The following is an 11891-nucleotide window of genomic DNA, read 5'->3' as shown; positions in this document are numbered from 1 at the left end:
GATCAGGCGAACGCCGGCGCTTGGGCCGGCGTCAGGTACACAGGGCGGGCGCGATCAGCGCGGACCGCCACCGCGGCGTCCACCGCCACCCTGCTGCTGGGCGGCCTTGAGCTCGGCTTCGGTCGGTGCGGCGGGGGGTTCGCCGGGCTTGAGCGCAGTGACCTTGGCGCCCGGCTTGAGCCGGAACTGGCCTTCGCTCACGACCCGTTCGCCGCCCTTCAGGCCCTCGGTGATCTGCACCTGGCTGTCGCCGACTTCCACGCCGCTCTTGACCGTCTGCATGGCCACGGTGCTGTCCGGCTTGACGATATAGACGTACTCGCCGTCCGGGCCACGCATCACGGCCTGGGTCGGGATGACGACGCCGCCTGCGATGGTGCGCAGCTGCATGCGGACGTTGACGAACTGGCCCGGCCACAGCGAATTGTCTTCGTTGTCGAACAGGGCGCGCGCGCGGAAGGTGCCGCTGTCGCTGCTGATCTGGTTGTCGACCACGTCCAGCTTGCCGCCATCGGTCAGTACGTGCGCATCGTTGCGGTCCAGCGCGGCGATGGCCACCGCGCCGGCGGCCTGGGCCTGGCGGACGGCGGGCAGCTGACGCTCGGGCAGATTGAACACGACGTGGATCGGGTGGATCTGGGTCAGGGTCACCAGCGCGGTGCCGGCGCTGACGATGTTGCCGGCATCGACTGCACGGATACCGGCGATGCCCGAGATCGGCGCCGTCACGCGGGTGTACTGCAGCTGCACCTGGGCGGCGCGCATGCTGGCTTCGTTGGCCGCCACGGCACTTTCAAACTGGGCCACCTGGTTGCGCTGGGTATCCAGGTCGGTCTTGGCCACGTACTGGCGGTACTCGGCCGAGTTCGAGCGCTGGTAGTTGGAGCGGGCGGTGGCGAGCTGGGCCTGGTTCTGGCGCTTGGCCGCCGCGGCCTCGTCGTAGCTGGCCTGCAGGGTGCGCGGATCGATCTGGGCGAGCAGGTCGCCCTTCTTCACTTCCTGGCCTTCCTTGAAGTTCAGGCTGATCAGCTGGCCGCCGACCTGCGGGCTCACGGTGACGGTGTTCATCGCCGCGACCGTACCCAGTGCGCTTGCATAGACCGGCACGTCCTGGCGCGCCGCCTCGATCACCGTGACCGGCACCGGGCCTGCATTGGCCGGATCACCGCCCTGGCGCCCTTCGGCTGCCGGACCTGCCGCGTCTCCCTTCTTGCCGCCCATCAGGCGCACACCCATGACGGCAACCACCAGCACTGCGACCACCAGCAGCACGATCTTCCAGAAACGCGACATTCAATAACTCCTGAGGGGGCTGGCGGAGGGCGGGGGCCCCGGTTGGCTAGGCGCAAAGCATACTCGTCGCCCGTGGCCTTTCATGCATGACGGATGGGACGGGCGATCAGACCGGATGTGACGGGTGAGGTTCCCCCATGAACGTTCGCCGGGGCAGAAAGTTACACCGCGGCGGTTCCGGATGCCCTACATTCAGGTTCGACCGTTGTCCTGCCCCGTGGAGACCTGCAATGCCCCGTCTGTCGCTGCTGATGTCCGCCCTGCTGTTGGCCACCCCCGGCCTGGCCGCCGCCGCCCCCGCCGAACGCCCCGAAGTGGCGGCCGCCGCGACCCGCCTCAAGGCCCAGGTCATCGACTGGCGCCGCGATTTCCACCAGCACCCGGAGCTGTCCAACCGCGAGGAACGCACCTCGGCCAAGGTCGCCGAGCGCCTGCGCGCGATGGGCCTGAAGCCGCAGACCGGTATCGCCCACCATGGCGTGGTGGCCATCATCAAGGGCGGCAAGCCCGGCCCGCGGATCGCCCTGCGCGCGGACATGGACGCCCTGCCGGTGACCGAACAGACCGGCCTGCCGTTCGCCTCCAAGGCCACCAGCACCTACCGCGGCGAGACCGTCGGGGTGATGCACGCCTGCGGCCACGATGCCCACACCGCCACCCTGCTGGGCGTGGCCGACGCGCTGGTGAAGATGCGCGCGAACCTGCCCGGCGAAGTGATGCTGATCTTCCAGCCCGCCGAAGAGGGCGCGCCGCCGCCGGAAGAGGGCGGTGCGGCGCTGATGCTCAAGGAAGGGCTGTTCAAGGACTTCAAGCCCGAGGCGGTGTTCGGCCTGCACGTGTTCTCCAGCGTGCCCGCGGGCCAGATCGCGGTGCGCGGCGGCCCGCTGATGGCGGCCTCGGACCGGTTCGGGATCAAGGTGATCGGCCGCCAGACCCATGGCTCGGCGCCGTGGAACGGGGTGGACCCGATCGTGGCCACGGCCGACCTGGTCGGCACCGCGCAGACCATCGTCAGCCGCCGCGCCAACCTCTCCAAGCAGCCGGCGGTGGTGACCTTCGGCGCGATCAAGGGCGGCATCCGCTACAACATCATCCCCGATGAAGTGGAGATGGTCGGCACCATCCGTACCTTCGACGAGGGCATGCGCCAGCAGATCTTCGCCGACCTGCGCAACGTGGCCGAGCACACCGCGGCCGCGCACGGGGCCAAGGCGGAAACCGAGATCTACGAATCCGAAGGCAACCCGGCCACGGTCAACGACCCGGCCCTGACCGCGCGGATGCTGCCGAGCCTGCAGGCCGTGGTGGGCGAAGGCAATGTCTACGAGCCGCCGCTGCAGATGGGCGCCGAGGACTTCTCGCTGTATGCCCAGCAGGTGCCGGGCATGTTCTTCTTCGTCGGCTCGACCGGCGAGGGGATCGATCCGGCCACGGCGCCGGCCAACCATTCGCCGAAGTTCCTGCTCGATGAGAAAGCACTGGATGTAGGCCTGCGCGCGCTGCTGCAGGTGAGCCTGGATTACCTCAATGGGACGCCGGCTGCGGCGCCTGGCGCGGGCTGACGTCAGACGACGGCTGGTAGACGGTAGGTCCCGGCCGCTGGCCGGGGCGAGAACCGGCACGGGCGGGAGGGTTCCGACCCTCCCGTTGGCCGGGAGGCAATCACCCGGTCGCCGCGGCCTCTCGTTTTCGCCGCCGGACGCCGCGCGCCTACCGGCGTAAAATGGCGGCATGAATACCCCCCAGGACTCCAGCCTCGGTCGCGAGGTGGCTTACCCGTCGCAGTACGATCCCGGCCTGCTTTTCCCCATCCCGCGCCGCGGCGCCCGCGAAGAAATCGGCCTGGACGAGGCGGCGCTGCCGTTCGTCGGCCATGACCGCTGGCAGGCCTATGAGCTGAGCTGGCTGGACGGGCGCGGCAAGCCGCGCGTGGCGGTGGCCACGGTCAGCGTGCCGTGCACCTCGCCGAACCTGATCGAATCCAAGTCATTCAAGCTGTACCTCAACTCGCTCAACAGCACGCGCTTCGACGATGACGCGGCTGCGCGCCTGTGCATCACGCGCGATCTGTCGGCCTGTGCGGGGGCGGTGGTGACGGTCGTGTTCGGGGTGCCACCGCTGGTGGAAGAAGCCGAGGGCGAATCGCTGGACGAGCGCGACGTGGCCATCGAGCGCTACGGCCCACCGGCGCCGGAATTCCTGTTCGCCGATGCCGATGACGTGGTCACCGAGACATTGAGTTCGGCGCTGCTCAAGTCCAACTGCCCGGTCACCGGCCAGCCGGACTGGGCCAGTGTCAGCGTGCGCTACCGCGGCCCGAAGATCGACCGCGACGGCCTGCTGAAGTACCTGATCAGCTACCGCGAACACGCCGAGTTCCATGAGCAGTGCGTGGAGCGGATCTTCAGCGAGATCACCCAGCGCTGCCAGCCACAGTGGCTGGAAGTGGAAGCGCGCTACACCCGCCGCGGCGGGCTGGACATCAACCCGTGGCGGGCCAGCCCGGGCATCGCTGCCCCGGCGCGGACGGTCCGCGACCTGCGCCAGTAGGCGTTCCGCACGTCTTCACATCCACGCCATGCCCCATTAACAAGGGCTGTGACACCGTGCCTCCCATGTCGTCAATCAAGACGGGAGTGTATGGATGAGTACCGATAAGAAAGTCGACTTTTCCGGTGTCAGCGCCAGCGTTGACACCACCGCGCAGAAAGTCGATCAGGTCGATTTCTCGGGTGTGACCGCCTCGGTGGATACCACCGCGGAGAAGGTCGGAGGCACCTACACGGTGCAGAAGGGCGATTCGCTCTCGAAGATCGCCAAGCAGGAACTGGGCGATGCCAATGCGTGGAAGCGCATCTTCGAGGCCAACCGCGACGTGCTGGACGACCCGGACAAGATCCAGCCCGGCCAGACCCTGAAACTGCCGCCCAAAGCCTGATCCACTTTACTGCCCACCATCACACAGGGAGCAACCTCCATGAAGAAGTCGTCCATCAGTACTGCCGTTCTCGCTGCGCTTCTGGCCACCGTGGCCCTGGCTGGCTGCAAGAAGAAAGAAGACACCGCCGATAACAACGCACAGCCGGCGGCGACCGCGCCTGCCGCACCGGCTCCGATGACCGAAGCCGCGCCGCAGCCGATGACCGCTGCCACCGGCGTGACCGTTTCGACCGTCACCGTGGGCAAGACCGCTGCGGCGGACAAGACCGTCACCTCGGCCGCATTGTTCGCGCCGAAGGACGACATCATCGTCTCGATCCGCACGGACGGCAGCGCCAACAACGCCAACGTCGCGGCCAAGCTGACCTTCCAGAACGGGCAGGTCGCCGGCGAGCAGAACCAGGTGGTCAATACCACCGGTGCCGAGACCACCAACATCTCCTTCAAGAATGCCAATGGCTGGCCGGCGGGCAAGTACCGCGCGGAAGTCACGGTAGATGGTAAGGCGGCTGGATCGCCGCAGGAGTTCGAGGTCAAGTAAGCCTAGACGCCGACTCTCTCCCGGCAACAGGCTCACGATGGACGCAGCCGCGAGGCTGCGTCTTTTTTATGGTTCTTTTTCGTCGGGATGGTGTGAGCCCTGAGCAATTCCAAGCGCGTCGGCCGTTGTCAGGCGAGCGCTGCGCGCACACCCGTGCGCCCGGGCGCGAACCCCTGCGGCCCTTGCAGTGAGACGTTCCCGTCTGTTGTGGAAAAGCATATTTTTTCTGGAGCCTCTTGAGGAAGCCGAGAGGCTTGGTATATGGCGGCCGCCATATCGTCGCAGAATGGCGATATAGACTGGCGCCGGGATGCTGCGCAAGTAGAATTGTGCATGGAGGGGGCGTTTGCGGGGCTTCCTCGCGTCTGCCTTTTAGTCAGGTCCACGCATATGGACACCGCAACAGCCCCGTCCAAGATCCTCTATCGATACAAAAATGACAGTTCACAGCGACCAGCTTTCCGTCTGTCCCCCCCTTTTTTTAATCCCAAAACCCAGGGGCTAAAAGTATGAAAGCCAAGCGAGTGAATTTTTACGCAACAAGCCATGATCTACATGAAATCTTACGCGAAGCTCAGATTAAAAATGAACTATTCGGGCTTAGAGCAGGTTCTCATTCCAGTAACGAAGTGCAGATCACGCGCCATCTCCGAGAAATCAAAGGCTTCAATGATCCGTGTCCAGCAGATTCGGCCCAGGCACCGCGTTATCTTGTATGGATGGAATCGTGCAACATAAGTTACAGAAAGCTAGAAACGGCCAGTGGGGAAGTCAGATACATCGCCGATCCGACCAATAACCCTGACGCAATCCTGCTCCAGCCTGGGGGCCGATACGCGCCTCAAATTCTAATCGCCGGCGAGCTATCGTCAACAAGCGAAGCCAAAGCGGCAAAAACCTTATTCGCCCACATCAAAAAAATTATTGAAGCCAATTTCAAGAAAATCAAGTCGTACTACATTGGGCCAGAGGCAATGCAGATACTAGCCAAAGGAGGAAGATTGACAAGCAGTGCGAAGGCGCCTCAAGAGTACGACCTGGCAAAACCTTCATGAACATCCCAGGCTATGTAGGGAACACCTTGACACTTGTTCATGCTGCGATGAAAACAGCCTCTGAATGCGCATGGACTCCCGCACACTCTGCTTATTCGGCTGTTTTCGAATCGCTTGACCAGCGTCTCCAGACTTTTCGTACAGGGCTTGGAAATGCCCTTTACATTCATTACTGGCGGATCCGCTGGCAGAGGCAACAGCAGTCAACGGATACTTTACTGCCTGGGCTGCGCAGCAGACCTCAATGACAGACGTGTTGCCGAAGAAGGCAATGTGGTGTTTTGCCCGCTCTGCAAGAGAGATTGAAGGCAGTGCCGCCTACCGAGTCAACGCATCCCCGTCGCTCTGGACGGAATGGAAATGCCCGCGGGCCCAGCGTGACTGCCAGTGTGTCGCACGGCAATTTTTATCGTTGAAACCATCCGATCGAACAGGGCCGGCGCACAACAGGCATTCATCACTGCGTCTGTGACAGAACACCTGAGGTCGATTCACTCGGCAAGAGATCTTCGTGAAGGCTGACCGATCGGGTGCCATGCCACTGCATCTGATCGCCGAGGCGTCCGGCGTCTCAGAGCGCAAATAGTTGGCGGCAGCAATCAGCGGTTTCCGTGTGTGTAGTTTCAACCGCAACCACAGCACCTAGACAGTTAGCTGCCCCCACCAAAGCCTCTGGAGAATGCCGCTCACGGAACGGGTGGACGGTGTCCAGAAGGCTGCATCGGTTCCCGAGTGAGCGGTTCTGTGCCTGAAGGCCGCCTTGGCCGTTGCTGCGCGCCAACGCATCACACCGTTCCAGTACGTTTGCGTATGGGATGGCTTTGCTCCGGGGGGCTGAAAACGCGACAATGCGGGGGTTTCCCGCCGTGCGCGCCGTTGGTCGGCGCGGTCCCCGGGGAAAGTGCGGGCCCGCTGCGCCAGGCCCTGCACGCGACACGGTTGCACGCGGCCCGGCATTGCCGTCGGCCATCATTCACGAGATCTGCAAGAGAGCCCTGATCCCCCATGTCGAACACGCCCAAGATTCTCTACACGCTCACCGATGAAGCCCCGTTCCTGGCCACGCAGTCGCTGCTGCCGATCGTCGAGGCCTACACCGCCACCGCCGGCATCGCCGTGGAAACCCGCGACATCTCGCTGTCCGGCCGCATCCTGGCCCTGTTCCCGGATTACCTGAAGGATGACCAGAAAGAGGCCGACCACCTGGCCGAACTGGGCCAGCTGGCGACCACCCCGGATGCGAACATCATCAAGCTGCCCAACATCAGCGCCTCGGTGCCGCAGCTCAAGGCCGCGATCAAGGAACTGCAGGACCAGGGCTTCGCGCTGCCGAACTACCCGGACGTGCCGACCGACGACGTCTCGCGCGACATCAAGGCGCGCTACGACAAGGTCAAGGGCAGTGCGGTGAACCCGGTGCTGCGCGAAGGCAATTCCGATCGCCGCGCGCCGCTGTCGGTCAAGAACTACGCGCGCAAGCACCCGCACCGCATGGGCAAGTGGTCCAAGGACTCCAAGTCGCACGTTGCGCACATGGATGGCGGTGACTTCTACGGCAGCGAGAAGTCGGCCACGCTGGCCAACGCCGGCAGCCTGAAGATCGAACTGTTCAAGGCCGACGGCAGCAGCGTCGTGCTCAAGGAAAAGACCGCGGTCAAGGCCGGTGAAATCGTCGATGCCGCGGTGATGAGCCGCAATGCGCTGGCCTCGTTCGTGCAGGCGCAGATCGCCGATGCCAAGGCCAAGGGCGTGCTGTTCTCGCTGCACCTCAAGGCCACCATGATGAAGGTCTCCGACCCGATCATGTTCGGCGTGGTGGTCGAAGAGTTCTACAAGGACGTGCTGGCCAAGCACGCCGACGTGCTCAAGCAGGCCGGGTTCGATCCGAACAACGGCATCGGCGATCTGTTCGCGCGCCTGCCGCAGCTGCCGGAAGCAACCCAGGAGGCGATCAAGGCCGACCTGGCTGCCGAGTACGGCAAGCGCCCGGGCCTGGCCATGGTCAATTCGGACAAGGGCATCACCAACCTGCACGTGCCCAGCGACGTGATCGTCGACGCCTCGATGCCGGCGATGATCCGCGACTCCGGTGGCATGTGGAATGCCGACGGCAAGCTGCAGGACACCAAGGCCGTCATTCCGGACCGTTGCTACGCCGGTGTGTACCAGGCCGTGATCGATGATTGCCGCACCCACGGCGCGTTCGACCCGGCCACCATGGGCTCGGTGCCGAACGTCGGTCTGATGGCGCAGAAGGCCGAGGAATACGGCTCGCACGACAAGACCTTCCAGATTCCGGCCGACGGCACCGTGCGCGTCACCGATGAGGCGGGCACCGTGGTGTTCGAGCACGCCGTGCAGACCGGCGATATCTGGCGCATGTGCCAGACCAAGGACGCCCCGATCCAGGACTGGGTGAAGCTGGCCGTCAACCGCGCCCGCCTGAGCAACACCCCTGCGGTGTTCTGGCTGGATGCGAACCGCGCGCACGACGCACAGGTGATCGCCAAGGTCGAGACCTATCTGAAGGACCACGACACCAACGGCCTGGACATCCGCATCCTGGCGCCGGTGGAGGCGACCGCCTTCTCGCTGGACCGCATCCGCAAGGGTGAGGACACCATCTCGGTGACCGGCAACGTGCTGCGCGATTACCTGACCGACCTGTTCCCGATCATGGAGCTGGGCACCAGCGCCAAGATGCTCTCCATCGTGCCGTTGATGGCCGGTGGTGGCCTGTTCGAGACCGGTGCCGGTGGTTCGGCCCCCAAGCACGTGCAGCAGTTCGTGGAAGAGGATTACCTGCGCTGGGATTCGCTCGGTGAGTTCCTCGCCCTGGCCGCTTCGCTGGAACACCTGGGCAACCGTTACGACAACGCCGGTGCCACCGTGCTGGCCAAGACCCTGGACCAGGCCAACGGCCAGTTCCTGGACAACGACAAGTCGCCGTCGCGCAAGCTCGGTGGCATCGACAACCGCGGCAGTCACTTCTACATCGCGCTGTACTGGGCCCAGGCCCTGGCCGCGCAGGACGACGATGCCGCGCTGAAGGCCCGTTTCGCGCCGCTGGCCAAGGCACTGGCCGACAACGAGCAGGCCATCGTCGGTGAGCTGGCCGCGGTGCAGGGCAAGGCGGTCGATATCGGTGGCTACTACCGCCCGGACGTGGCCAAGGCCAGCGCCGCGATGCGCCCCAGCAGCACCTTCAACAGCGCGCTGGCTGCGCTGTAAGGCAACGGTCCCGCCATTGCGGTGATCGATGAAGAACCCGCGCTCCGGCGCGGGTTTTTTCATGCGCGCCCGCTGGGCAAGCGCCCCGTCGCTGCCGTATGGTGGCAACAGGTTCCCTGGAAGTGGCTGCATGCGCGCTCGCTGTTCCTGCCGGTTCCATCATTGCTCCGTCCGGGGCGTCGCATGAACGCGACGCCGGACGCGCTGGCGCGGCTGATCCGCGATGGCTTCGAGGACTACCATGCGCGCTTCGCGGCGATCAGCCGGCGCGCGCGCCAGCGTTTCGAACAGAGGGACTGGGCCGGAGCCCGGCAGGACGCCGTGGAGCGCATCGGGCTGTACGACCTGTGCATCGCCGGGACCGTCGATGCCCTGCGCCGCGCAGCGGGCGCGGACATCGGTGAGCGCGCGCTGTGGCTGCGCATACGCCCCGCCTACGCTGCACTGCTGGCCGGCTTGATCGACGCCGAGCTCTACAAGACCTTCTACAACACACTGGCGCGGCGGTTGTTCGCCACCCGCGGTGTGGACGGTGCGATCGAGTTCATGGCGATGGACGTGGAGCCGTCCGATGCCATTACCCATCCGGTCGCGCGACACAGCTATACGCTCTCTCCCACGCGCCCGGCGGACGCGTTCATGCGCGTGCTCGGCGACTATCGGTTCGATGTGCCGTATGCACACCAGCTGCGCTGCGCCGCGGCGGTGGCCGTGCGCCTGCAGGACGATCTGGCACATTGGGGGGATTACCCGGTGCGCAGCATCGAACTGCTCGATACGGTGTTCTACCGTGAGCGCCGCGCCTATCTGGTGGGGCGCGTCTTCGGCGAGCATCGCTTCTCGCCCTGCGTGATCGCACTGGTCCATGACGAGCGCGGCCTGCGCGTCGATGCGGTGCTGAGCCGGCGCCGCGATCTCGCGCATCTGTTCGGTGTCTCGCGCAGCTACTTCCAGGCCGACCTGGCGACCGTTGGCGATGCGGTGGTGTTCCTGCGCAGCCTGCTGCCGGGCAAGCCGGTCGATGAGATCTACACCGTGCTCGGGCGCGCCAAGCAGGGCAAGACCGAGCGCTATCGCACGTTCTTCCGTCACTTCCAGGACCAGCCCGGCGAGCAGCTGGTGCATGCCGATGGCACGCCCGGCATGGTCATGGCGGTGTTCACCCTGCCCAGCTATCCGCTGGTGTTCAAGCTGATCCGCGACCGTTTCGCCTGGCCCAAGACCATGACCCGGCACCAGGTCGAAGAGAAGTATGCGCTGGTATTCAACCTGGACCGTGTCGGCCGGCTGCTCGACGCGCAGCCCTATCGGCACCTGCGCTTCCCGCGGTCGCGTTTCTCCGCGGCGCTGCGCGAGGAACTTCTGACCCAGTGCGCCGGCAGCGTGCGTGAGGAGGGCGAGGAACTGGTGATCGCGCTGTGCTACGTGCAGCGACGCTTCCGTCCGCTCAATCTGTACCTGCGCGAGCAGACCGCCGAGGCGCGTCGCATTGCCGCGCTCGACTACGCGCAGGCGATCACCGACATGGCGCGCAACAACATCTTTCCCGGCGACATGCTGCCGAAGAACTTCGGCGTGTCGCGGCATGGGCGTGCCGTGTTCTACGACTACGATGAGCTGTGCCTGGTCACCGAGTGTGCCTTCCGCGCCTGGCCGGCGCCGCGCAACGAAGAGGAAGCGCTGGCCGACGAGCCATGGTTCCAGATCGGCCCCCAGGACGTGTTTCCCGAGCGCTTCTGGATGTTCATGGGGCTGCCGGCGCCCGAGCTGGCGGCGGTGCGCGAGCACTTCGGGCATCTGTTCGATCCGGCGTGGTGGCAGCGGCTGCAGGCCGGTTTCGCGGCCGGTGATTTTCCGGATACCCCGCCGTACGCCGGGGCGCTGCGGCTGGCCTGATTGTCCACCCGATTCCCACTGCGCTACGCTGTCAGGCATCCACAAGGAGAGAGTGCGATGCGTTGTTCCCCTATTCTTGCCCTGGCATTGGCCTTAAGCGGCGTGGGCATGGTCGTGGTCCCCGATGCGGACGCACAGACCAAGCGCGAGGTGCGCGAGCAGGCCGAAGCCAGCATGGTGCTTACCGGCGAGATCGATATCGGCACCGAAGGGCAGGTCGAAGCGTTCCGTCTGGACAAGCGCGCGCAGGTCGACGAGACCATCGTCACCTTCGTCGAAAATGCCGTGAAGACGTGGCGTTTCGCCCCGGTGCTTGTGAATGGCCAGGCCGTCAAGGCACGTACCCCGGCCACCATCCGCCTGGGTGCGAAGAACAACCCCGATGGCACCGGCCTGATCACGCTGCTGGCGGCGAATTTCGAAACGTACGACGAAACCTCGACCGACAACGTCACCAAGGTGAAGATGACGCCGCCGGTGTATCCCGAGGATGTCTTCAATGCGCGCGGGCGTGGCGATGTACTGCTGTTGATACAGGTCGGGCGCGACGGGAAGGTGCTGGATGTGGCCACCGAGCAGGTCAATCTTCGTGTGATCGCCAACGAGGCGAACATGCGGAAAATGCGCGACAAGCTGGCCCGCGTGTCGATGGGCGCCGCACGTAAGTGGATCTTCAAGGCGCCCTCTACCGGAGATCAGAAGGACGAGGCGAGCTGGACCATCCGGGTGCCGGTGCGATTCTCGTTCAGCGATGAGGTGGAGCGCTACGGCCGCTGGGATGCCTACATTCCCGGCCCGCACCAGCAGGCCCCGTGGCGCAGCGACAAGGCACTGAGCGCCGATGCCAATGCCGACCTGCTGCCCGCCGGCGGCGTGTTCATGGCCGACGCCGCCAGCAAGGCGCCGAAGCTGCTGACGCCGCTCGGCGGCTGAGG

General features: G+C 65.0%; 9 protein-coding genes. 8 read left to right on the top strand and 1 reads right to left on the bottom strand.

What is annotated here, in order from left to right; all coding sequences use genetic code 11:
• Window positions 1–54 precede the first annotated feature (54 nt).
• On the bottom strand, window positions 55–1293 hold the full coding sequence (locus OC373_RS16150) for an efflux RND transporter periplasmic adaptor subunit (RefSeq protein WP_261998084.1): 1239 nt from the start codon (window positions 1291–1293) through the stop codon (window positions 55–57).
• Between the two features lie 230 nt (window positions 1294–1523).
• Between OC373_RS16150 and OC373_RS16145 the strand changes: the two genes are divergently transcribed.
• The 8 genes from OC373_RS16145 to OC373_RS16110 all read left to right on the top strand — a co-directional run bounded on the left by OC373_RS16145 (window position 1524) and on the right by OC373_RS16110 (window position 11889).
• The gene (locus tag OC373_RS16145; RefSeq protein ID WP_070426096.1) at window positions 1524–2855 is read left to right on the top strand and encodes a M20 family metallopeptidase; all 1332 of its coding nucleotides are present in this window, start codon (window positions 1524–1526) and stop codon (window positions 2853–2855) included.
• Window positions 2856–3024: 169 nt separating this feature from the next.
• The gene (gene queF / locus OC373_RS16140) at window positions 3025–3843 is read left to right on the top strand and encodes an NADPH-dependent 7-cyano-7-deazaguanine reductase QueF (protein WP_070426095.1); all 819 of its coding nucleotides are present in this window, start codon (window positions 3025–3027) and stop codon (window positions 3841–3843) included.
• Window positions 3844–3937: 94 nt separating this feature from the next.
• Entirely contained in the window at window positions 3938–4231 is a 294-nt protein-coding gene (locus OC373_RS16135) for a LysM peptidoglycan-binding domain-containing protein (protein ID WP_070426094.1), read from the top strand.
• A gap of 39 nt (window positions 4232–4270) precedes the next feature.
• Window positions 4271–4774: a hypothetical protein gene (locus OC373_RS16130; RefSeq protein ID WP_019183498.1), complete on the top strand. Its 504-nt coding sequence runs from the start codon at window positions 4271–4273 to the stop codon at window positions 4772–4774.
• Window positions 4775–5283: 509 nt separating this feature from the next.
• Complete coding sequence (locus OC373_RS16125) at window positions 5284–5829, top strand: hypothetical protein (protein WP_261998083.1); 546 nt, start codon at window positions 5284–5286, stop codon at window positions 5827–5829.
• A gap of 1005 nt (window positions 5830–6834) precedes the next feature.
• Window positions 6835–9060, top strand: a complete 2226-nt coding sequence (locus OC373_RS16120) for an NADP-dependent isocitrate dehydrogenase (RefSeq protein ID WP_261998082.1) — start codon at window positions 6835–6837, stop codon at window positions 9058–9060.
• A gap of 183 nt (window positions 9061–9243) precedes the next feature.
• A complete protein-coding gene (gene aceK / locus OC373_RS16115) occupies window positions 9244–10956 on the top strand; it encodes a bifunctional isocitrate dehydrogenase kinase/phosphatase (RefSeq protein ID WP_261998081.1) in 1713 nt (570 codons plus the stop codon).
• Between the two features lie 57 nt (window positions 10957–11013).
• Window positions 11014–11889: an energy transducer TonB gene (locus OC373_RS16110; RefSeq protein WP_261998080.1), complete on the top strand. Its 876-nt coding sequence runs from the start codon at window positions 11014–11016 to the stop codon at window positions 11887–11889.
• The last annotated feature ends 2 nt before the right edge of the window (window positions 11890–11891 follow it).

This window comes from Stenotrophomonas sp. Ste96 (genome assembly GCF_024519495.1).
GTDB lineage: Bacteria > Pseudomonadota > Gammaproteobacteria > Xanthomonadales > Xanthomonadaceae > Stenotrophomonas > Stenotrophomonas bentonitica_A.
The sequence above is the reverse complement of the archived record's forward strand: the minus strand, read 5'-3'. Positions and strand labels throughout refer to the sequence as shown.